At 45.8% G+C, this 22,807-nt stretch carries 23 protein-coding genes; 3 read left to right on the top strand and 20 right to left on the bottom strand.

Translation table 11 applies throughout. The annotated features are described in order from the left end of the window. Nucleotides 1–393: 393 nt before the first annotated feature. From upp to BTA31_RS00265, 13 genes are all read right to left on the bottom strand, one after another. Nucleotides 394–1,023 carry a uracil phosphoribosyltransferase gene (gene upp / locus BTA31_RS00205; protein WP_003186017.1) on the bottom strand — a complete coding sequence of 210 codons (630 nt, stop codon included), beginning with the start codon at nt 1,021–1,023 and terminating at the stop codon, nt 394–396. A 127-nt stretch (nt 1,024–1,150) separates the two neighbouring features. Next, nucleotides 1,151–2,398 carry a serine hydroxymethyltransferase gene (gene glyA / locus BTA31_RS00210; protein ID WP_043925155.1) on the bottom strand — a complete coding sequence of 416 codons (1,248 nt, stop codon included), beginning with the start codon at nt 2,396–2,398 and terminating at the stop codon, nt 1,151–1,153. A 224-nt stretch (nt 2,399–2,622) separates the two neighbouring features. Beyond that, nucleotides 2,623–3,165 (bottom strand): TIGR01440 family protein, encoded by a 543-nt coding sequence (locus tag BTA31_RS00215; protein ID WP_076788122.1) that lies wholly within the window; start codon nt 3,163–3,165, stop codon nt 2,623–2,625. 15 nt (nt 3,166–3,180) lie between these two features. Beyond that, nucleotides 3,181–3,630: a ribose 5-phosphate isomerase B gene (gene rpiB / locus BTA31_RS00220; protein WP_020453266.1), complete on the bottom strand. Its 450-nt coding sequence runs from the start codon at nt 3,628–3,630 to the stop codon at nt 3,181–3,183. Nucleotides 3,631–3,771: 141 nt separating this feature from the next. After that, nucleotides 3,772–4,227 (bottom strand): low molecular weight protein arginine phosphatase, encoded by a 456-nt coding sequence (locus BTA31_RS00225; RefSeq protein ID WP_076788125.1) that lies wholly within the window; start codon nt 4,225–4,227, stop codon nt 3,772–3,774. 149 nt (nt 4,228–4,376) lie between these two features. Continuing rightward, nucleotides 4,377–4,937 carry a manganese efflux pump MntP gene (locus BTA31_RS00230; protein ID WP_076788128.1) on the bottom strand — a complete coding sequence of 187 codons (561 nt, stop codon included), beginning with the start codon at nt 4,935–4,937 and terminating at the stop codon, nt 4,377–4,379. A gap of 74 nt (nt 4,938–5,011) precedes the next feature. Next, nucleotides 5,012–6,055 (bottom strand): L-threonylcarbamoyladenylate synthase, encoded by a 1,044-nt coding sequence (locus BTA31_RS00235; RefSeq protein WP_076788130.1) that lies wholly within the window; start codon nt 6,053–6,055, stop codon nt 5,012–5,014. A gap of 157 nt (nt 6,056–6,212) precedes the next feature. Then, the gene (locus BTA31_RS00240; protein WP_076788136.1) at nt 6,213–6,656 is read right to left on the bottom strand and encodes a GNAT family N-acetyltransferase; all 444 of its coding nucleotides are present in this window, start codon (nt 6,654–6,656) and stop codon (nt 6,213–6,215) included. Nucleotides 6,657–6,999: 343 nt separating this feature from the next. Next, complete coding sequence (gene spoIIR / locus BTA31_RS00245) at nt 7,000–7,659, bottom strand: stage II sporulation protein R (RefSeq protein ID WP_076788537.1); 660 nt, start codon at nt 7,657–7,659, stop codon at nt 7,000–7,002. A 119-nt stretch (nt 7,660–7,778) separates the two neighbouring features. Beyond that, nucleotides 7,779–8,963 carry an MFS transporter gene (locus BTA31_RS00250; protein ID WP_076788139.1) on the bottom strand — a complete coding sequence of 395 codons (1,185 nt, stop codon included), beginning with the start codon at nt 8,961–8,963 and terminating at the stop codon, nt 7,779–7,781. 74 nt (nt 8,964–9,037) lie between these two features. Continuing rightward, the gene (locus tag BTA31_RS00255) at nt 9,038–10,084 is read right to left on the bottom strand and encodes a Gfo/Idh/MocA family protein (protein ID WP_076788142.1); all 1,047 of its coding nucleotides are present in this window, start codon (nt 10,082–10,084) and stop codon (nt 9,038–9,040) included. Nucleotides 10,085–10,097: 13 nt separating this feature from the next. Next, complete coding sequence (locus BTA31_RS00260; protein WP_076788144.1) at nt 10,098–10,946, bottom strand: HAD-IIB family hydrolase; 849 nt, start codon at nt 10,944–10,946, stop codon at nt 10,098–10,100. After that, nucleotides 10,933–12,246 carry a DegT/DnrJ/EryC1/StrS family aminotransferase gene (locus BTA31_RS00265; protein WP_076788146.1) on the bottom strand — a complete coding sequence of 438 codons (1,314 nt, stop codon included), beginning with the start codon at nt 12,244–12,246 and terminating at the stop codon, nt 10,933–10,935. Before BTA31_RS00265 ends, BTA31_RS00260 begins: the two co-directional genes overlap by 14 nt. A gap of 106 nt (nt 12,247–12,352) precedes the next feature. Between BTA31_RS00265 and BTA31_RS00270 the strand changes: the two genes are divergently transcribed. Next, entirely contained in the window at nt 12,353–13,342 is a 990-nt protein-coding gene (locus BTA31_RS00270; RefSeq protein WP_043925167.1) for a LacI family DNA-binding transcriptional regulator, read from the top strand. 392 nt (nt 13,343–13,734) lie between these two features. Here BTA31_RS00270 and prmC read toward each other — a convergent pair whose 3' ends face one another. Next, complete coding sequence (gene prmC / locus BTA31_RS00275; RefSeq protein WP_076788148.1) at nt 13,735–14,601, bottom strand: peptide chain release factor N(5)-glutamine methyltransferase; 867 nt, start codon at nt 14,599–14,601, stop codon at nt 13,735–13,737. Between the two features lies 1 nt (nt 14,602). Beyond that, a complete protein-coding gene (gene prfA / locus BTA31_RS00280; RefSeq protein ID WP_076788151.1) occupies nt 14,603–15,673 on the bottom strand; it encodes a peptide chain release factor 1 in 1,071 nt (356 codons plus the stop codon). A gap of 135 nt (nt 15,674–15,808) precedes the next feature. Here prfA and gloA2 point away from each other — a divergent pair, with 135 nt between their 5' ends. After that, nucleotides 15,809–16,192, top strand: coding sequence for an SMU1112c/YaeR family gloxylase I-like metalloprotein (gloA2, locus tag BTA31_RS00285; protein ID WP_043925171.1), 384 nt, complete (start codon nt 15,809–15,811; stop codon nt 16,190–16,192). A 136-nt stretch (nt 16,193–16,328) separates the two neighbouring features. After that, on the top strand, nt 16,329–16,889 hold the full coding sequence (gene racA / locus BTA31_RS00290) for a chromosome-anchoring protein RacA (RefSeq protein ID WP_043925172.1): 561 nt from the start codon (nt 16,329–16,331) through the stop codon (nt 16,887–16,889). Nucleotides 16,890–16,940: 51 nt separating this feature from the next. Here the strand turns inward: racA and BTA31_RS00295 are convergent, their stop codons facing one another. The 5 genes from BTA31_RS00295 to rho all read right to left on the bottom strand — a co-directional run bounded on the left by BTA31_RS00295 (nt 16,941) and on the right by rho (nt 22,388). Beyond that, entirely contained in the window at nt 16,941–17,897 is a 957-nt protein-coding gene (locus BTA31_RS00295; protein WP_043925174.1) for an AEC family transporter, read from the bottom strand. 176 nt (nt 17,898–18,073) lie between these two features. Then, nucleotides 18,074–19,777: an oxaloacetate-decarboxylating malate dehydrogenase gene (gene malS, locus BTA31_RS00300; RefSeq protein ID WP_076788153.1), complete on the bottom strand. Its 1,704-nt coding sequence runs from the start codon at nt 19,775–19,777 to the stop codon at nt 18,074–18,076. Between the two features lie 336 nt (nt 19,778–20,113). Further along, on the bottom strand, nt 20,114–20,698 hold the full coding sequence (locus BTA31_RS00305) for a thymidine kinase (protein ID WP_043925176.1): 585 nt from the start codon (nt 20,696–20,698) through the stop codon (nt 20,114–20,116). A gap of 78 nt (nt 20,699–20,776) precedes the next feature. Then, entirely contained in the window at nt 20,777–20,977 is a 201-nt protein-coding gene (gene rpmE, locus BTA31_RS00310) for a 50S ribosomal protein L31 (RefSeq protein ID WP_003186051.1), read from the bottom strand. A 127-nt stretch (nt 20,978–21,104) separates the two neighbouring features. Beyond that, nucleotides 21,105–22,388 (bottom strand): transcription termination factor Rho, encoded by a 1,284-nt coding sequence (rho, locus tag BTA31_RS00315; RefSeq protein WP_003186053.1) that lies wholly within the window; start codon nt 22,386–22,388, stop codon nt 21,105–21,107. Nucleotides 22,389–22,807: the final 419 nt, after the last annotated feature.

Genomic DNA, 22,807 nt, shown 5'->3' on the forward strand with positions numbered 1-22,807 from the left:
CTCCTGATGTGAAAATTTTAAAATCTATCTTACGATTACGGTAAACTAGGCGGTCTGACCATTTTACAGAACGTAGTGTTCTGCTCAAGACTTCACACAGTCCGAAAATTCTCGGGCCGATGATCTGTCTGTCGCCTGTAAATATGGGGTTTTCAAAGGATTTTAACAGAGGACTGGTCATTATGATAACCGCTATGAAAACCTTATCATAATAGCCTATTTTAGCATACAATAGCCCCCCTGAGGTGTCAATCTGTTTAAAGTTAAAAAACTGTTCATATTCACAGCAGCTCTCACAAAATGTTCACAAATTCGCCTCATTTAAGACGCACACATGTTTAATTATGGTATAAAACACAAAAAAAGAAAACCCTTTTTCAGGATTTTCTTACATTATTTCGTTCCGAACATGCGGTCTCCGGCGTCGCCCAATCCGGGAACGATATAACCTTTTTCATTTAGTTTTTCATCCAGAGCGGCAATGTAAATGTCAACATCAGGATGATGCTTCTGCACTTCGTCCACACCTTCCGGAGCAGCGATCAGACACATAAAACGGATATTTTTTGCGCCGCGTTTCTTCAAGCTGTTCAGCGCCTCTACCGCCGAACCCCCGGTTGCCAGCATCGGATCGACAACGATGAATTCGCGTTCTTCAACATCGGATGGAAGCTTGACATAATACTCAACAGGCTTCAATGTTTCAGGGTCACGGTAAAGCCCGACATGTCCGACTTTTGCAGCAGGAATCAGCTTCAAAATTCCGTCTACCATTCCAAGCCCTGCTCTGAGAATCGGAACAACCCCGAGTTTTTTTCCGGCGATGACGTTTGACTTTGCCATTTGCACAGGAGTTTCTACATTCACTTCCTCCAGCGGCAGGTCTCGCGTAATCTCAAATGCCATCAGCGTTGCAACCTCATCAACAAGCTCTCTGAATTCTTTCGTTCCGGTCTTTACGTCACGGATGTATGTAAGCTTATGCTGTATAAGAGGGTGATCAAACACATATACCTTTCCCATATCCGTTTTCAGCTCCTTTTTTTCACACACTTCTATTGATTCTACATAAAAAAACAGCTTGTTTCAACAAAAATCAGGAGACAATTTTATGAAAAAAGCCGCCCCTTTAGGGAGCGGCACAAATATCTTAGTAATCAAGCCCGGTATATAACGGGAATCTGTTTGTCAGCGCTTCTACACGCTGTTTTGCTTCTTCCAGCTTCGCTTCGTCTTCATGGTTTTTAAGGGCAAGCGCGATGATCGCTCCCACTTCTTCGATCGCTTCCAGATCAAAGCCGCGGCTTGTCACGGCTGCTGTGCCGACGCGGATTCCGCTCGTTACGAAAGGTTTTTCAGGATCATAAGGAATCGCGTTTTTGTTGACGGTGATGCCGACTTCATCAAGTACATTTTCAGCCACTTTTCCGGTCAGGCCGAGAGAGCGCAGGTCGACCAGCACAAGATGGTTATCCGTTCCGCCGGATACGAGCTCGACACCCTCTTTTTTCAACGTTTCAGCCAAGCGCTTCGCATTGTTGATGACATTTTGGGCGTATGTTTTGAATTCGTCTTTTAAAGCTTCGCCAAAGGAAACAGCCTTTGCAGCGATCACGTGCATTAATGGTCCGCCTTGAATTCCAGGGAAGATCGACTTGTCGATTTGTTTCGCAAACTCTTCACGGCAAAGAATCATGCCGCCGCGCGGTCCGCGAAGCGTTTTATGAGTTGTTGTCGTCACAAAGTCAGAGTAAGGAACAGGATTCGGATGAAGACCTGCTGCTACAAGTCCGGCGATATGCGCCATGTCTACCATCACATAGGCTCCGACTTCATCAGCGATTTCGCGGAACTTCTTAAAATCGATGGTGCGCGGATATGCGCTTGCTCCGGCCACGATCAGCTTAGGCTTATGTTTGAGCGCTTTTTCACGGACATCTTCGTAATCAATATACTGCGTCTCTTTATCAACGCCGTATTCCACGAAGTTGTACTGAACACCGCTGAAGTTGACAGGGCTGCCGTGCGTTAAATGTCCGCCGTGAGCGAGGTTCATTCCCAATACGGTGTCACCGTGCTCCAAAATCGTGAAGTATACCGCCATGTTCGCTTGTGCGCCGGAATGCGGCTGAACGTTGACGTGCTCGGCGCCGAAAATTTGCTTGGCGCGGTCGCGCGCGATATCCTCTGCCACGTCTACATGCTCACATCCGCCGTAGTAGCGTTTTCCAGGATATCCTTCCGCATATTTATTTGTTAAAACCGAACCTTGAGCTTCCATAACCGCTTCACTTACAAAGTTTTCAGAAGCGATCAGCTCAATCTTCGACTGTTGACGTTTCCGCTCATCTTGAATGGCGCTAAAAACTTGTTCATCTTGCGCAGGTAAATGTTTCATCAGCGAGATCCTCTCCTATCTGTTTCCATTTCGTTAATTATACCATCTCATTGTACACGGTTTTTCATGCAAATGTAAGAGATTATTTTTAAAAATCGTTTTTTATTATTGGAAAAACCGAATATTAAACGAATAGACAAATCATATAGTTCGACATATCATTTGTTTAAAAATTATTCTGATAAAGAAAAAAGCCTGTCCGGCTCTTCCTCCCGCTTCTTCCGCTACTCCGCTTCATATACGGCGCGGACGCCTCCAATCAGCTTCGGCCTTGTCCGCGCAAGCGTCACGTGCGCTTCGCCCAGCTGTTTTTGAGAGACGCGGACAGGAACGGCGACAGGCTTTAAATGCATCCCTATAAACGTGTCGCCGATGTCGATCCCCGCATCGGCCTCTATTTGTTCAACAAGAACAGGAGCCTTCATATGTTTATAGGCATATGAAGCCATCGAACCCCCTGCCTTCGGAACAGGAACGGCGAAAACAACGGGAAGACGGTATGCTTTCGCCGTTTCTTCCTCGACAACCAACGACCTGTTTAAATGTTCGCAGCATTGAAAAGCGAGGGCGATTCCTGTTTTATTCCGGAGCTTTTCAAGGCCTTTGTAGACCGCTTCAGCGATTTGTCCGCTTCCCGAAGTGCCGATTCGCCTTCCGGCCACCTCGCTTGTGCTGCAGCCGATGACGACGATCTGGCCGTCACGCAAATTCGCTTGCTGATGAAATTCATCTAATATAGAACGCCATGTCTGCTCAATATTTTTCATGATTGACGACACCCTTTATTCATGCTTGTCTTCATAATCGGCGATTTTCCCGATGCGGACGGCGTGCCGCCCGGCTGAAAACTCAGTCGTAAGCCAAACCTTTGCAATCTCTCTCGCTAAACCAGGGCCGATCACCCGTTCACCCATCGCAAGAACATTCGTGTCATTGTGCTCTCTTGTCATTTTCGCACTGAAAACGTCGTGGACAAGGGCGCAGCGGATGCCTTTTACTTTATTGGCGGAAATGCTCATGCCGATTCCTGTTCCGCATATTAAAATGCCTCTGTCGGCTTCCCCGTCCGCCACTTTTTGCGCGACCGGAAACGCATAATCCGGGTAGTCCACAGATCCTGAACCGCATTCGCAGCCGTAATCTTCGTATTCGATGTTCAATTCATCCATCAATGCCATAATTTCTTTTCTGATATTGATTCCGCCGTGATCTGATGCAATGATTACTTTCATTGGAATGACTCCTCCTCGTTTGATGTGCCGCCAAAAGTCTCGCGGAGACCGTTAAGCAGTATTCAGCCGATATATATTTCTGATTGATCATGTCTATTGTACCCGCTGCCGCTTGATTTGCAAACGCTCCTTAGCCCGCTTCTATTCCTGAGATTTCTTCGCCAGCATCTCTGCCAATTTGCTCAGCAGCTGCTCCAGCTCATCCCTCGTTTTTTGATAGTCGCTGAGAGAACCGCCGAACGGGTCCATGATGTCCCCGCTTTCTCCTTTGACATACTCTTTCAGCGTATAAATTTTATCTCGGCTCTCTGAAAATCCATGTGCTGCCAGCTGCTTGTGCTGCTCTGTCATCGTCAGAACAAGATCCGCCCATTCAACCTTCTCCTCGGAAAGCTGTGAAGATGTATGATTCAGGGCGATGTTTTTTTCAAAAAGCGCTTCGACTGCATACAAAGAAGCTTTTCCGTTTTCAGGAGCAAACAACCCCGCAGATTTGACGGAAACGTCGAGATTTTTTTCGGCAGCCGCAGATTTAAAAAGCGCTTCGGCCATCGGGCTGCGGCACGTATTTCCAGTACAGACAAATAATATGTTCAATCTTGTTCACTCCTTTGTTCATATTATAAAGGATTCAGCCGGAAAATAATAAAATCCGCTCCAGAAATCAAAAAAGAGGGGATCTCCCCCTCTTTTTCTAAGTTCCATTATGTTATGCAAAATAGAAAAAAGATTTTCTCATCTTTCAATTAAATGGGCAGCAAAAGCTTCAGGCCGAAGCTCAGCAAGATGGCTCCTCCGAGCGCTTCACTATAGGCGCCAAGCCATGTTTGAACCTTTTTTCCAAGCAGAAGGCCTGCCCAAGTTAACACCATGCTGAATAAACCGAACAAAAAGATCGTTAATAACGGTTTCGTCCCGTAAAGGCCGAGGCTGAGTCCGACTGAAAAGCTGTCGAGGCTGACGCCGACGGCAAAAATGAATAAGCCGAAGCCGTGCGGAGAGATGATCCGCTCCCCGCTTTTATTAAAAGATGCGGCAATCATCTGAATGCCCAGCACCAATAAAAGCGCTCCCCCAAGATACCCCGCAAGCGCACCAAGCGCACCCGAAAGAAACTGTCCCGCAATCATTCCGCCAAGCGGCATAATGACATGGAACAATCCAATAATGACGCCGATTTGAAAGATTTGGTTCCTTTTCAGCTTGGCCATTCCCATTCCAAGACCGACTGAAAAGGCATCCATGCCAAGTGCAAAAGCCATGATCGAGAGCGTCAGGATTTCGCCTATTAACACGTCAACATTCATGCAATTCCCCCTTGGACACGCCAGCTTTTCTAGCTTATGCACGTCCAAAGGCGGATAGAACAACCCTGCTTAGGCTATGCTTCGATTACGCGGTGGCCGGCCGCTTTCAACAGCCGGTTCATAATCGCCCGGCCCACCCCTTCCTCAGGGAAAGACTCCGCAAAAATAAAATCGAGCCGTTCTTCGTCGAAGCTGCGGAGAATGTCATACAAACCGGCGGCAACCGTTTCAAGACGGTCTCTTCTGCCGCAAATGCGGACGGCATCCGCCTGATAGGCGCCGGCCCGTTCCTCTGTTGTGAGGACACCGACTTTCATGCCGTCTTTCTGATATTGGTCGATCAGCCGTTGAATATCTTCAACGCCCCCGTTCACAATGGCAAGCGGGGCTTCCGGTGCATAATGCGTATATTTCATCCCGGGAGACATAGGCGCCTTTTTTTCGTCGGTGAGGCCCTTGTCAATCAAGACGGGGCCGGCCGTTTCTTCGAGCTGCTCTTTTGTGACGCCGCCCGGCCTCAAAATGACCGGAATTTCACCGGTGCATGAAACAACTGTTGATTCGACCCCTACTCCCGTAGGACCGCCGTCAACGACACCTGCAATCCGTCCGTTCAAATCGTGGACGACATGCTCGGCTTTCGTCGGACTCGGTTTCCCGGAGAGATTGGCGCTCGGGGCCGCCACCGGAACGCCAGCATGTCTAATCAGCTCAAGCGCCACAGGATGATCAGGCATTCTGACCGCAACCGTGTCGAGCCCCGCTGTCACCCTTGTGGATAACACCCCGGGCTTGCTCGGCAGCACAAGGGTCAGCGGCCCGGGCCAAAAACGCTTCATCAGCATTTCGGCCTGAGGCGAATCAACTTCTGCAAATTCTGCAAGCTGTTCAATTTCAGCGATGTGGACAATGAGCGGATTGTCGCTCGGACGCCCTTTCGCTTCGTATATTTTAGCTACTGCTTCGCTGTGTTTGGCGTTTGCACCAAGTCCGTACACAGTCTCTGTCGGAAAAGCAACCGTTTCATTTTGCTGAAGCAGTCTTGCCGCTTGTGCAATTTGTGGACAGTTTGTGGACAAATCGGGTTTTACATCCACAATCCATACTTTTGTTTTCATTAACATCAAAACTCCCTTAACAAAACACTAAAAACGTTAATAATTCATGCAAATCATGTTGAAAGTATAAAAGATGAAAGAAAAGAAAACAAGCGTTGTCCACATTTTGTGGATAACGCTTTTGAATCCGTGGATATCTCTGTGTATAAGTTAATGGCTAAGTTGATGTTTTCTCCATCAAAACGGCTCCGTTTACGTTCAGTGAGTCTGAAACATGTTCAGATCCATCAAGCTCTTCAGGAATTGCCGCGGCTTGTTTAAAACCGAGCACTTCAAGGAAATCCAGCGATGTTCGCTTATTGGCAATTAAATAAAGGGTTTGGATTCCCCGCTTTTCGCACAATACCTGCATGCTTTGAAACAGGGAAACGATGTGGCCCTGGCTGAGTTTATCAGACACGACAAGCGAGCGCAGCAGCCCTTTTTTGTTTTCAAATTCCTCCATTCCGAGGCAGGCGACGATTTCATCGGGAGGGTCTTCCATCATGATAAACTGGCTCTTCGCTTCCTCAAGACCTTTATGGCTTGTCCCCGCCTTTTTTAAAAATGCTTCGATCGCATTCATGTCTTTCGTTTCCGCTAACCTCAATTGGTAGAACATCTTTTCACCCCGTTTTTTAACTTCTCTATCCAATCTATGAGGGCGACAGTAAAATATACCTTTTGATTTGGAAGAAAGCCGGCTATTCATTTTTCAATTTTGATTAGCAGGAACTAACGCTTTGAATGAGTATGCAAATGAACGCTGTACTGGTGATAAGACAGTTTCTCTTCTGTCGCGCAATGTGATTGGCGCATCAGAAACGGGCAAAAGGTGTATATTCGAAAAGCAGTATTTCCCCCGAACCGTTTTGGAAAATTATATCATATTCAAAAGCGTGAATAACCATCATGAAAAAACAAACAGGAAAAAACCGCCCTGCAGTGAAAGCAAGGCGGTCCCTTTAAGAAAAAAGCCCGGTAAACCATTCGACAAGAAAAAATTTCACTTCTTTGTCTTCTTTATCTTTGCCAGATACCGCTTCATCCGCCGTGTCTGTTTTTTCTTCCCGGCGGTTTTCCCCGGCAGCGGTTTGTTCGTCTTCAGGCGACTTTACGGCTTCCCCATTGGAAAAATCAAGAAAGCAAAGCGGCGGAAACAGGACACACCACCAGTTGGCTCCCTCCCCCTTGCCTAATGTAATTAAAACAGCCTCATATTCTCCGGCCGGATACACCATATTGCCGTATAGCTTTGTCGGAAATGAAACTCGATCAAAACGGACAGACACGGATTGCCGAACATTTTCGCGTTTCATGACATCCTTGGCAACCTCTTTGATTTCGGGCAGCTTCGACCTGATGATTTGTCTCGCTTCCTCAACCGAGGTCAGGTTTTCCACCCATTTCGTCATTTGTTTATTGACCTCATCCCTGATTTTGCGTTTGACGCTTTGGTCGCTCCCGCTGTCACTGTTTGCCAAAATCCGCAGCCGAATCGCTTCATCAGGAATCACGGCAGGCTTCCCGCCTGATGATTGGGCCGTCTCTTCCGTCGTGAGATTTGCAAGCGCTCCTATTAATAAAAGAAAAATATACATACAGGCAATGTTTGATTTCTTCATTTCCCCCACCGTTCCTCTCCGTTCTTCAACCTTTTCTAGCAACATTATGGTCAAAGATGGAACGGTTTAAACGGATGCTGAAAAAATTCTACTAAGCTTGTAATCTCTCCCTAAAAGGTCTACATATCCAAATGGCTTTGCTTGTTTTTTTGGAGGCCGGATAAAAAAATCACCGCGCTGATCACCAGCAGCAAGCCCCCCAATCCGCCGAACAGCAGAAACGGGAAGACAGCGGCTGTGCTTGCATCAATCGCCCAGCCGATCAAGAATGAAAGAAGCGCTCCTCCCAGACTTGCGGATGAAATGAAGAGACTTGTGATTTCCTCTGTAAAAGGCTTTCCAGCCAACGAGGCCAGAGTGACGGCGCACGGAAAAATGCCGGCTGCCGACAGCCCGATGAAAAATACGAGGAGCAGCTGTGTTTGATGAACCGGAAACCACGCCAGAATCAAAAGCAAAACAGTCAAGGCTCCGGCACTGAAGATCAGAAAGGCAACGGAAGTTAAGCGTCCGCCAAAAATACTTGTCAATAAACGTCCGCACACCATTCCCGTCCAAAAAAACGTGACGCTGATCACGCTGATTTCTTCCGCTCCTTTTTCCAGCATCAGCGCCGGCAAAAAGTTTGCGAAATTGGTCTCGATACCCGCATATACAAAAGCGAATATGAGAAAGAGGAAAATGTTTTTTTCTTTCCTTCCGATTTCATATATCGCTGACACAGTCGGTTTTTCCTGATAAGCCATTTGACCGGAAGCAGTGTCGGGGGTTTTTCTGCGCAAATAAACCACCCACATACACGCAAGCACAAAAACGAAGATAAATAAAACATACAAGGGGAAATGCCAGGCATATCGTTCCGTAAGGATATAAATAAGAAAAGGAAACAGCAAAGCGCCTAATCCGAAAAAAACCTCTAAAATATTCATCCCTTTCGCATTTTTATCTTGTGCAATCACATACGCTCCCATCGTCGTTTCTAAAGTACCCGCGCCAAAGCCGAGCAAAAACCCCATGATGACAAAAAAGATGAACACATCAAAAAGAAAAACGCCTAAAAGCGTAACGAGAATAAGAAAAAGGCCAAACGTCAATACAGCCATATGAGAGGTGCGTCTGACAAATATCGGCGCAAGCAGGACGCCGATTAGAAAACCGGTGAACTGGAAAAAGATCAGGAAGGATAGATCATGAAGATCCCGTTGATATTCTTGAATGATATACGGTGACAGGCTCCCCAGCAGGATATGGATAACCCCTACAAGAAAATAAAACGAACAGCCGAATAGAAATGTTTTTTTCATTAGACTCACTCCTTCGTTGCAGACCATAAAACCCTTGCGGCTTTTGGCACGGCCGGCAAGGGTTTTTCGCAATGCTAGTTTGCTTGTTTTGAAAGGGACAGCTGCTGACCTTTATTGAAAAATTCATTTAAATAGAACTGCGTCTTGTATCCATCTTCAAAAGTGGCAAGAGATGCGAAATTGCGATCCCGAATTCCGTTCATCCATTGGATCAGCTGAACTCTGAAGGAATCGGCCCATCCGTAAAATTCATTTTCAGGGTCTGTCAGCCACGTGTCCGGCATTGTTATCATCTGCTCCGTCAATCCGGTCCTCAGCAAAAACTGATTTTTCTGCCGTGAATGATAGTAAAATACGCCGTTTTGGCCATTGACCTCGATGCTAAAGCCGCACTCATCCGCTTTTGTGCATTTTGACGTAATCATATTGACAAACACATGATTTTCAAGCTGGCCGTATACTTCAGAATGATCATCAACATATACCTGTTTTTGTTCTTTTTCTTTGACGGCCGTCATCATTTTGACTTTTAAACTGTCCAGTTTAAACGGGCTGTCGAACAAATAGAGAATGAGATCGATTAAATGCACACCCAAATCTCCTAATGCCCCGCTCGTTTTGTTGCTTTTCGAATGATCGCGCCAAGTATATTTTTTTCTTCTCAAGGCGCTGTTTTTCTTAAAATGGACATTGATGGACAAAATATCCCCAAGTTCATTGCCGGAGATCATATCTTTTAAGCGCTGAACAAATGTGAGATGGCGGTAATTGAAGCCCATGATCGGAATATAAGCAGATTGAGACGCCCTGTTTTTCATCTCCTCCGCTTCTTCCATTGAGACAGCCATCGGTTTTTCACACAATACATACTTACCTGCGGCCATCGCTTCAAGCGCATGTTCTTTATGGCAAAAGTTCGGCGATGAAACGATGACTGCCGTCGACTGATTCAGCAGCTCCTGCATACTGTTAAATACAGTTCCTCCGTATTCAAACACACATTTACGCGAGGCAAGCGAATTGATATCAAAAAACCCGGAAAGCTCGGCACCTTTGACTGTTGAAAGAGCTTTCGCATGAGCTTTTGCAATTCCTCCGGCTCCAATAATTCCGATTTTCATCTAAGGACACTCCTTATCGTTTGATATGGGCTTTTAGCACTTCTAAAATTCCAGCCGTATAGCTGCCTTCTGTCATACGGGAATGGAGCGACTTGGCTTCTGCTGTCGCATTCCCCACCAGATAACCATGTCCGGTTTTTTTAAGCATATCCACATCGTTTCCGCTGTCGCCGAAAGCAAATGAATGCTCCCTCTCTATCGCGAATTTATCCAATATAAAATCCACAATGTACGGTTTGCCTGTCCGCAAGGGGATAAAGTCCACATCATAGCTGTTTTCCGGATCGCCTGCCAAAGGGTTGCAGCGATTGATATTTACTCCTATTTCATGCTCTCTTGCAAGCTGCCTGATGGCTTCAAGCGCCCTCTTATCTGTGCTCTCATCCGACGATCTATAGTAATAGTTGATTTTATAGCGGGAAAAACCATGCTGAGTCTGAGGCACAAGCGCAATCTCATATTTTTTAGAGAGAGTCTGCTTGATTTCTTCGACCAGATCATGGGAGAAATTTGATTCTTGCAATCGGGCTTCCCAATCTTTATCAGAGACTTGGCCTTCTTCAGAGAAATAAGTGATGTCAGTGCCAAGATCACTGGCGACAAAATGCGGAAGGTATCGAAAGCCTCCCCGCTTCATTTTTGCAAGAACGGATGACAGGCTGCTCCCGGTCACCCAGCCGAGCAAAATCTTGTGATCAAGATGGTGCGAATGAATAAATGTTTCAAGGTCCATGAGCGCTTTTCTCGATTCGTCGGTGACGCTGTGGGCGAAATATGTCTCATCAAAATCGCAAAATACGGCGTACTTCGGCTTGTTTACTTGCTGCAAGGTGTGAAAAGAAATTGTTTCATGATACGACATCAATTAAGGCCTCCATTACTTTGTCTTGTTCTTCTACGGTGAGTCCCGGATAGAGAGGAAGCTGAAGCATTTGTTTATGAACTGATTCAGTGACCGGCAGCGATGTGTGCTGATAATTGGCTTTTACAAGTGGTGTGTTTTGATGATGGGATAATATCGGGTAGTAAATATCTGTTTGGACATTGTGAAATTTAAGCATCATATCTTTGACTTGGTCTCGATTTCCGTTTAATATTTTAATTGTAAACAAATGCCATGCGTGATCATCGGTCATTTGAGGCAATTTGATCAGACCTCTGTCTTCATACTGCTGCAAATGTGTAATATAACGATCTGCTAAATATAAGCGCTTCAGATTATTTAATGAAAGATATTTCATCCTTGCCAGTCCAATAGCGGCTTGCAGATTATCAATCTTAGCGTTAAAGCCGTAATCAGCCGCCTTTTTATTTTTTTGATTCAGTTCAAAGCCGTGATACATATATTCCATGCATGCGGATGCAAATGATGGATCATCCGTTACAATTGCACCGGCTTTTCCGCAAGTGCCGAGATTTTTATACGGATTGAAGCTTAATATGAAGCAAAGGCTGTTTTTTCCCAGATCGGAAACGCCGATCGACTGGCAGGCGTCTTCAATCATCGGGATGCCGTATTTATCAGCGATTTTTGCAATGGCTTCCATGTCAGGCAGCTTTCCATAAAGGTGTACAGGCAAAATGCATTTCGTTTTCAAAGTGACGCATGCTTCAATTTCAGAAGGATCCATGCAAAATGTAACAGGGTCAATATCGCAGAAAACCGGAGTGCCTCCAGCTGCAAGCACGGCATTTTCCGTTGCAGCAAAGCTGTTTGCAGGCATAATGACTTCATCACCTTGTCCAACACCCGCAGCCTTCAGTGCGACAATCATGGCATCGGTTCCGCTGGAGGAAGCCATGACATGCTTTTTTCTCAAAAGAGCGGCTATTTCAGCTTCAAATACGCCAACATAAGAACCGCTTGTAAATTGCCCGGTCGGCAGCACGCTTTTCACCGCATCAATCACGTCTTCTACTTCTTCTTCTGTAATTAGTCGATGAAGCGGCATAAAGTCAACTCTGGAGGGCGGGGAATCCATTCTGTTCAGCAAATTGGCGGTCATGTCGAATTGGTCCTGCTGCAATGTCTCTTTTAATTTTTGATTGGCCAGTGTGTCGTCTATACGGCATTCACCAGCGAGCTTCCCTTCCTTCAAATCATTCAGAAGGACAAATAGCTGTTTGCTTGTGCAAGTCATGTTTTCACTTGCGGTTTTCATCAATTTCACCCCATTTTTATTATTTTGGGAAATTGTCATATTTCATGACATATCTTAAATGGTGGAATCGATACCATAACAACTCTTTTTTTCAGGAAGTGACTTTATGCCTACGATTGACGAAATTGCAAAATTAAGTAATGTGTCAAAAACAACTGTTTCCAGAGTACTGAACGATCATCCCTATGTATCTGAAGAAAAAAGGAAGCGGGTTTTGGAAGTCATCGAAAAATTGGACTACATCCCGAACACGTCTGCACGAAAGCTCAGATCCAACAAAACGATGTTTCTCGCAGTGTCTGTCCCTCACGCGGACCACCCATTCTTCGCGCAGCTCATGAAGCATATGTCCGCTGAAGCGCTGAAACACCAATACAAAGTCATTGTGTTTCAGACGTTTTATCAAAAGCAGAATGAACTGAAAGTACTGGAGCTGCTCAAGAGGAAAGAAGTCGACGGCCTTATGTTATGCAGCCTTGAAAATGAATGGGAAGACATCAAAAAATACGTCAAATACGGTCCCGTAGTCTTGGCAAATGAATTCCACGCCGAAGCGGACGTGCCGGTGATCTGCTATGACGAATTCGAAGCCGGATATAAAGGAACGGAGCTTTTTATTCAAAAAGGGCATCATTTAATGGCCTTTTGCTGTGATACGATACACAGCAAGGCCCAGATTATGAGAAAAGAAGGGTTTCTGAAAGCATTGTCTGATGCAGGTTTATGTTTCCAGGAGAAGTGGATGTTCAGCCACGCATTTACCATTCATGACGGCTTCCGCATTATGGACCAGATCCACAACATGTCCGAAAAGCCGACCGCCATTTTTACGGGAAACGACCAAGTGGCCGCAGGAATTATTAAAAGGGCCCGATACTATCAATATGAAGTGCCAAAGCAGCTTGCAGTGCTTGGATATGACAATCAATCGATCTGTGAGGTGACCGATCCGGAAATCACGACAATCGATATACCTGTCGAAGAACTGGCTCAAAAAGCCGTATGTGCAATGGTAAACCTTCTGAATGGGGAAAGCGGCTTACAGAGGGATGTCGTGACACTGTCCCCTACATTAAAAATAAGACAATCTGTTTAGGATATTTATTAATCTTGAACTATTTTTTATTTTATTCAGATAAAAATTTTGTTAAAAAATAGTAAAGCAGGCCGCCTGAACGGTCAAGGCTGCGGTTCCTATTTTCAAACAAAAAAAGACCGCCGGGAACTAATTTGAACTGCCCCCCTTTTATTAGACACACTTAACAATTGGAGGTGCAGTTTTCTTATGGCTAAATTTACAGGTGAGGAAAAAATACAAGCGGTTAAAAGGTATTTTGCGGGGGGTGAAAGGCATACTTCAATCACAAACGGATCAAGATCAAATGAAAAGGCATGAGCCCGGTACAATACCAGAATCATGCCAGTCAAATGGCTTCATGAGATTTTATTGTCTAACTTTTTGGGGTCACTTCATTTCCGGCGGTTTTTTTAACGATGTTGTTCAATTACCGCGCAGACGATGCGGTCTTTTCCATTAAGATCCTTCTTCACCCGTACGTCAGCATCAGGAAAGAACCGGTGAAACATGTCTTTGACGGCATTCCCCTGATTCCAGCCGATTTCAAACACCACCAGTGCCTGATCTGCGATGACAAATGGAATTTCCTTCATGAAACGCTTATAAAACTGCAATCCATCAGCACCGTCCGTCAAAGCCCCGGCGGGTTCATGAAGACGGACGACATCTGACAGCGTCTTCATGTCTTCCTCAGATATATAAGGTGGATTCGATACGATGACATCAGCTTTCTTCTGTCGCGTGATAAGCGGCTCAAGCAAATCGCCGCCGATGAAATCCACTTTCGCCCCAAGCCGGTCAGCGTTGTGTCTTGCCGTACTTAAAGCTTGTTCCGAAATATCCGTCGCCGTAACGGAAAAACGCGGGCTCTCAAGCGCAAGGGTCACCGCAATCGCCCCGCTTCCTGTACCGACATCGACGGCTTTAAGACGATCTATTCCGGGAAAAACTCTTTCCGCTTCGGAAAGGGCCGCTTCAATGACTTCCTCTGTTTCAGGACGCGGAATCAGAACGTGTTCATTTACCGAAAATTCCCGTCCGTAGAAGGACTCTTTTCCGGTGATATATTGAACAGGCACTCCTTGATGATGAAGCTCGACAGATTTTTTAAACCTCGAAAAATCAGACTCTGATATGACATCATGGAAGCTTGCCAACAGTTTGCTGCGGTCGATGTTCAGCTGATCGGCGAGCAAAATTTCCGAGGCATTTCGGTCCCTTCCCGCTTCAGTCAAATAAGAAGAAGCCCACTTAAGGGCTTCAAAAACTGTTTTCATCTCAGCTCTCCGCCTCTTGCAGCTTGCTTGCCTGGTCTTCTACGATCAGCGCGTCGATGACTTCGTCAAGCTTGCCTTCAAGGATCTGGTCGAGCTTTTGGATCGTCAAGCCGATCCGGTGATCGGTGACGCGGTTTTGCGGAAAGTTATACGTACGGATGCGCTCAGAACGGTCCCCTGTTCCGACTGCGGATTTCCGGTTTTGATCATATTCAGCCTGAGCTTCCTGCTGAAATTTATCGTAAATTCGCGCACGCAGAACCTTCATCGCTTTTTCTTTGTTTTTGATCTGAGATTTTTCATCCTGGCAAGACACGACAACACCTGTCGGAAGGTGAGTCAGACGGACGGCTGACATCGTCGTATTGACGCTTTGCCCTCCCGGACCGCTCGAAGCGAAGGTGTCGACGCGAATGTCTTTTTCATGAATGTCGACTTCTACCTCTTCAGCCTCAGGCAGGCAGGCTACCGTTGCCGTGGATGTATGGATGCGCCCGCCGGATTCGGTCTCTGGAACGCGCTGTACGCGGTGTGCGCCGTTCTCATACTTCAGCCTTGAATATGCGCCGCTTCCATTGATCATAAAAATGATCTCTTTATATCCGCCTGTACCTGTCGTATTCGCTTCCATCACTTCTGTTTTCCAGCCTTGGAGCTCTGCGTAGCGGCTGTACATACGGTAAAGGTTGCCCGCAAACAAAGCGGCCTCTTCTCCGCCCGCTGCGCCGCGGATTTCCATGATAACGTTTTTGTCATCATTCGGATCTTTCGGGATCAGCAATACCTTCAGCTGATCTGTGAGCGACTCGATTTCTTCCTGCAGTTCGGAAATCTCCTCTTTGACCATCTCGCGCATGTCGGCGTCAAGCTTTTCTTCAAGCATCGCTTTTGCATCGCTCAGCTGTTCCGACGCGCTCCGATAACGTCTGTATGCTTCAACTGTTTCCTGTAAATCAGATTGTTCTTTCGAATATTCTCTAAGCTTCTTCGGATCGTTGACAACTTCCGGATCGCTTAATAGCTCATTTAATTTTTCGTACCGGTCCTCTATCGATTTTAAACGGTCTAACACGCTATTCACCTCTGTTTGCTGTGCGTAACATTCTAATTATAGTATAGGGACTCTTCCCCGTCAAAACAACTTCGCCGTTATCGGCAGCAGCCGCGTCTTTTTGCTATACTTTTAAGAAAAAAGGAGCTTGACTCAATGCTGGAATCGATTCATCACATTGCCATTATATGCTCGGATTACGAAGCATCCAAAACATTCTATGTCGACAAGCTCGGACTTGAGATTCTGAGCGAAACGTACAGAAAGGACCGGGATTCATATAAACTGGATCTCTCATTAAACGGCCGCTATGTCATCGAGCTGTTTTCTTTTCCAGAGCCCCCCGAGCGCCTTACCAGACCAGAAGCTGCCGGACTCCGCCATTTGGCTTTCACAGTGGCTGATCTTGATCAGACCGTCAAGGAGCTCAAGCAAAAAGGCATCACTGCTGAACCGATTCGCACCGATCCCGGAACAAGCAAGCGCTATACGTTCTTCTCTGACCCGGACGGCCTGCCTTTAGAGCTTTACGAGGCATAGCAACGCCCTGCACCGTCTGTGGAAAAACCGCTTTCTTTGCCGAATCCCTTCTTCTTTTGTCTAACAGGAAGGAAGCTTTTCATTCAGGTCGAATACCCTTTTTAATGAACAGTAACAGGTTAAAAGGAGGTATCATATGAATACTGCCGATGCGGCAAATGAACTCGGGGTGTCAACCAAAACGGTGCAGCGCTGGGTCAAGCAGCTGCAACTACCCGCTTCCCGAAATGAGCTTGGCCACTATTTTTTCACGGAAGACGATATCGCCATTTTAAAAGAAGTAAAAGAACAGTTGAAAAATGGGACGCCTATGCAGGATGTCACGGTCAAACGCCCGAAAAAAACCTTCTTCATCAAGAAAAACGAAATGATTCAAACGAAAGAGCCTGCACCGCAAATGAATGAGCGGCTCGAAGAAAGACTGCAGCGTTTTTTAGAGCATGAACAGCTTGAACGCGAGCTGCTCCAAAAGAAAATCGCCGAGCTAGAGAGAAAACTGGAACAAAAAGCTGACGATGTCGTCTCCTATCAGCTTCTGCAGCAAAGACGCGAACTAGAAGAAGAACGGCAACAGATCAAACATCTCGAACAGAAAATCAGCGAATTGGAAAGCATGAACCGCCAGGAAAAAGATACAGCCGGCAGAAGAGAAGAAAAAAAACCGAAAAGCAAATTGAAATCGATCTTCTCTTTTTAAAGCGCAAAAAAGCTTGCAAGGCCATAAAACGGCTTCTTGCAAGCTTTTTCCTTATGCTGTAATGGCAATTAATATCGGCAGTGAAATAATCGACAGCACCGCGCTGATCACAAACGCGGAGGCCGTTTCCGCTTCCTGGCTTTCAAAGTTTGTAGCAATCATGGCCGCCACAGCAGAACCAGGGAATGCCACAAGCAGAACCGCTTTTGTCATGTCAGCGGAAGAAAGGCCGACGACAATCGCGATCACAAACATTAAAGCAGGTTGAGCAGCGACTTTTAATAAAGCGATGCTCAAAGCAGGCATACTGAATTTGATTTTGCGGATTCCGACAGTCACCCCGACTGCGAAAAGGGCGATACCTGAAGTCGTATTCCCGAGCATATCAAGCATTTTCTGCGGCAATTCAGGAATTTGCAGACCGAATAATACAAGAATGATACTTGCAAGCGGTGCAAAAGCGAGCGGTTCAGACAAACCGTGTAAAATTGATTTTCCTGTTACCTTCCAAATACTTTCAGTCGTTTCCGTTTGTTTTTTAGAAGAACGGCCGACGGTTCCGACGATGATCGCAAGCGGATCAAGCATCGCATTCACGACAATTCCCGTAATCGCGATCGGAATCGCAACTTCCTGCATGCCGAACAGGCTGCCCAATACCGGAATTCCCATAAAGGCGAATGTCGGCTGAGCTGAGTTCAATGAGAACATTGAAGCATCTGTTAAATCGTACTTAAATAAAAATCGTAAAAGAAGCAAAATAATAACGTAAAATCCAACGATACCGATTACCAGTGAAATCATCAGCGGAATCTGGCTGTAAAACTTATCTTTTGGCGTTGACAAAATGCTTGAAACAAAGTGGGCCGGAAGCGCGTATTTCGTAACGAGCGTGCTTACCCCTTTTGCAGATTTAGCATCATAGCTTCCAAAGTGACCCGCGAACCATCCCAGCGCAATAACAAAAAATATTGGCGCAAGGAGGATTAAAATATTTAAAAAGTCCAAGACTGTTTCCTCCTCTATGTTGTCCCTTTCAGGGACGAATTAACGGCGGCTGATAAATGCGGTCGCCCTGTTACACAGCCGCCGATCCCATTTTTCATCTTTGATTGGTGCAGCCCGGTGAAAAACTCCCGCACCCGGGCTGCCGTTTCTTTTTATCGTTTCCTCAGTACTGAATATTAGTCGCGTTTTGCAACAATTGTTTGATATTCCGGACGCCACATGGCTTCGCGAACCGCCTTTTCGACATCTTCAGGCTGAACTTGGGCCACGCCGTCTTTAATGGCAGCTTTCACAACGTCGATTGCCACTTGAACGGATACGTCTTGCAGGTCGTCAATTTTCGGCAGAAGGCCTGCACCCGGTTTTTCATGGTCAACCATGTTCGCGACCGCGTTTGCAGATGCGGCAAACATGCCGTTTGTGATGACCTTCGCTTTCGCAACGATTGTTCCCAGACCTAATCCAGGGAATACGAAAGCATTATTGGATTGTCCAATTTCGTGTTTCACGCCATTGTACTCAACAGCTTCAAACGGGCTTCCCGTCGCCACAAGCGCTTTTCCGTCCGTCCATTTGAACAAGTCTTCAGGAACAGCTTCAGCCAGATGTGTCGGATTGGACATCGGCAGAATCACAGGACGCTCAGTATGAGCCGCCATCTCTTTGATGATTTCTTCAGTGAAGGCGCCGGCAACACCTGATGTACCAATCAGGATGGTAGGCTTCACCTGACGGATGACTTCCTCAAAGGAAATCTCTCCCTTTTCATTGCATTTCCAATCTTTCACTTCTTGCGTATCGCGCAAATACGGTTCTTGGAAATCCAAAATTTGATCCATGCCTGTCGTTAATAATCCTCTGTAGTCGACTGTCCAGAATGCACGGCTGGCTTCTTCTTCTGAAAGCCCTTCAAGCACCATAGTGTCGCGGATTTGGTCAGCGATTCCGATACCCGCAGAACCAGGTCCGAAGATGACGACACGGTGGTCTTTCAAAGACGTTCCTGTCTTTTTGACAGCTGCTAAAATCGCTGCCAGCGTGATGGCCCCTGTTCCTTGGATATCATCATTAAATGTTGAAATTTTATGGTTATATTTACTCATAATGTTGCGGGCATTTTTATTCCCAAAATCTTCCCAGTGAAGAAGCGCATTAGGGAAAAACTTCAATGCTGTTTCGACATAAGCGTCGATAAATTGTTCGTAGCGCTCGCCTTCTACACGCGAATGACGGTTTCCGATATAAAGCGGATCGTTTAGCAGTTTTTCATTATTCGTTCCGACATCCAGTACGACCGGGATGACGCGGCTCGGATCGATTCCCGCTGCCGCCGTATATACTGCAAGCTTACCAATCGCGATGTTGATGCCTCCGACGCCCCAGTCGCCGATGCCCAAGATGCTTTCGGAATCGGTAGCAACGATCAAATCGATGTCATCAGCAGATGCCTGCAGGTTTTTAAATGCCGTTTCGATTCCGTCCATATCATCGATTGACAAGTAAACGCCGTGCGGTCTGCGGTATTCGTGGCTGTATTCCTGAATCGCTTCACCGACAGTTGGCGTATAGACAACCGGAAGCATTTCACGCAGATGGTTTTGCAATAATTTATAGAAAAGCACTTCGTTTCTGTTTTGCAGATCGTTCAAATATACGTTTTGACGAAGTCTGTCAGGTTGACGGGAAAATTGTTCATAAGCCCGTTCTGCCTGCTGATCAAGGCTGAGAACAGTCGGCGGCAGAAGCCCTTCCAGACCGAGGTTCTTTCTTTCTTCAAGCGAAAATGCAACACCTTTATTAAGCGTTGGAATGGAAAGAACGTCTTTTCCCCGCAAAGAAGTCTCCAAATATCCTTCCTTCGTTCTTCTCATGTTGTTCACACTAATTACCTTCTTTCTTAAAATGTTAATGAGGTGAAATAAATACGGTAAACAATATAGAATATTTGCCTTTTTACACATGTAGATTGTCAAATATGTAACGCGCGTTTTTGACAAAAAACTGAACATTTCCTAAAACCTATTTACTTTTTACTGACTACAGTAAGTCATTTTATGCCTGCTTTTGTCAAAATTCAAGCGATGAAAATTAGTTAATTTTTTCGTATTCTTAATTAAGTTTTTTAATTACATTAATTCCTATAAAAAGGATTCAATAAAAAAAACACTTGTTTTTACCAAGTGTTTTTTTGTGAAAATCTATATGTTTTTCCGGTTTCATTTCGGCTTTCCGGGCACTTCATGATGGTGGCGGCAACGCGCTTCATATGCTTCGGAAGCCCCCACCAAAATGACTGGATCGTCATAAGAAGCAGGTTTTCCATTGATCAGCCTCTGGGTTCGGCTGGCCGGAGAACCGCAGACAGAGCACACCGCTTGCAGCTTGGTCACCGTTTCCGCTAAAGCCATAAGATCAGGCACGACACCGAAAGGCTCGCCCCGGAAGTCCAAATCAAGGCCTGCTGCGATCACACGGTAGCCCTGATCAGCCAGAGAAGTTAACGTGCCGACAATCGTTTCATCAAAAAACTGCACTTCGTCGACACCGATGACATCCGTATCTTTGCTTATGTATTGAAAAATTTCTTCCGGAGATGCGATGGCATGGCACACAATGGATGTCCCATTATGCGACACAACCGATTCGCTGCTGTAGCGATTATCAATGGCCGGTTTAAACACTTTGACTTCCTGCTTCGCAAACGTTGCCCTTTTAATCCGGCGGATGAGCTCCTCTGACTTGCCAGAAAACATGCTTCCGCATATGAGTTCAAGCCAGCCGCTTTGCTTCATGATGTACATCCAACTAACTCCTCTCCAGCAATTATTGCAAGTAAAAAAACAGGCAAGACGAATCCTGCCTGTTTATCATATCTATTATTACTTAAGACCGTATTTTTTGTTAAAGCGATCAACACGACCATCAGCAGAAGCGAATTTTTGGCGGCCAGTGTAGAACGGATGGCATTCAGAACAAATCTCAACGCGTACCTCTTCTTTTACTGAACCTGTTTCAAATTCATTTCCACAAGCGCATTTGACTGTTGCTTTTTTGAACTCAGGATGAATTCCTGCTTTCATATCTGTCATCTCCTTCCGCCCTGAATCCAATTCGGAAACAGAGTTATTATTCCGGGACAAAACCTCCGGAACGCACATGATGAAATTATAACAGCGATTCGGACGTTTTGCAAACTAAAGTTTTAAATCAGCGCCTTGCCGCCGACATATTGGCTTGTTTCCATTCCTGGATCAGAATATCGAAAAACTCCTGATTCGTTTTCGTCTTTTTCATTTTTCTCATAAATTTCTCGACGAAATCAGGCGTGTCAGACATCGTTTTCCGGATTGACCACAGACGATCAAGGTGCTCTTTCGGAACGAGAAGCTCTTCTTTACGCGTACCCGAACGGCGAATATCAATGGCAGGAAAGATTCTTCTTTCCGCAAGAGAACGGTCAAGATGAAGCTCCATGTTCCCTGTTCCTTTAAATTCTTCATAGATGACGTCATCCATCCGCGAGCCCGTGTCGACGAGAGCAGTCGCCAGGATCGTTAAGCTGCCGCCCTCTTCGATGTTGCGGGCAGCTCCAAAGAAACGCTTTGGACGGTGGAAAGCGCCGGGATCGATTCCCCCAGACAACGTTCGGCCGCTCGGCGGAATGACAAGGTTATAAGCGCGGGCCAGCCTTGTAATGCTGTCCATTAAAATGATGACGTCCTTTTTATGCTCGACAAGCCTCATTGCACGTTCCAAAACAAGCTCGGCCACCTTGATGTGGTTTTCAGGAACCTCGTCAAACGTGGAGCTGACGACGTCTCCGGCCACCGAACGTTCGATATCGGTCACTTCCTCAGGCCTTTCATCGATAAGAAGCACGATCAGCTCCGCTTCCGGATGGTTGGTTGTGATGCTGTTCGCGATCTCTTTCAAAAGCATGGTTTTACCCGCTTTAGGCGGAGCGACGATCAGACCGCGCTGTCCAAAGCCGACCGGCGCCATCATGTCCATGATCCGTGTTGACAGGTGATTCGGTTTCGTTTCAAGCACCATCTGGCGATCTGGATAAAGAGGCGTTAATGCCGGAAAGTGCACGCGTTCTTTTGCCGATTCAGGATCGTCACCGTTAACCGCTTCAACGTGCAGCAGGCCGTAATACCGTTCGTTTTCTTTTGGAGGACGGACCTTTCCGGACACTTTGTCACCGTTTCTCAAATCAAAACGGCGGATTTGCGAAGCGGAAATATAGATATCCTCTGAACTCGGGGAATAGTTGATCGGCCTGAGAAAGCCGAACCCTTCGGACTGGATGATTTCCAATACGCCTTCCATGAACAGCAGATCTTCCTGTTCGGCGTTTGCTTTCAGAATGGCAAAAATCAGTTCCTTTTTTGTCAGTTTGCTGTAATAAGAGACTTTATAATGCCTTGCAAGCTCATACAGCTCTTTTAATTTCATATTTTCCAAAGATGAAATGGATACATCTTTCACTAAGAACACCACTCTTTTCTAATCAAATAATTTACTTTGTCTCATCAATTTCACGAAAGACGCTTAATGTATACTGCCGATTCGTTTTACCGGCAACGCTTCTACCCATATATATCGACGTATTGAAAAGGATTATAAGTATGAGTCGAGAAAGAAGCGAGGACTTAACAAGAGAAGATAATCGCATATCTGATAGATGCGGCAGGATTTTGGCTCTCTCTAAGAACCAACATGTGCAGAAAATTTCGCAGCACTCTTTAGTTTTACCTTATTTGTCGTACATATTCAACTTCATTTACGATTTGACATGAAATTGATAGAGATGACCCTGTTTTGAAAAATGCCTTGACATGAAGAAGAAAAGCCGTAGCTATTGTATCAGAGTATGAACCTTGATTCAATTCGTGAAGTGAAATACA

Origin of the sequence: Bacillus haynesii (assembly GCF_001969855.1) — a bacterium.
In the GTDB taxonomy this organism is placed as follows: Bacteria; Bacillota; Bacilli; order Bacillales; family Bacillaceae; genus Bacillus; species Bacillus haynesii.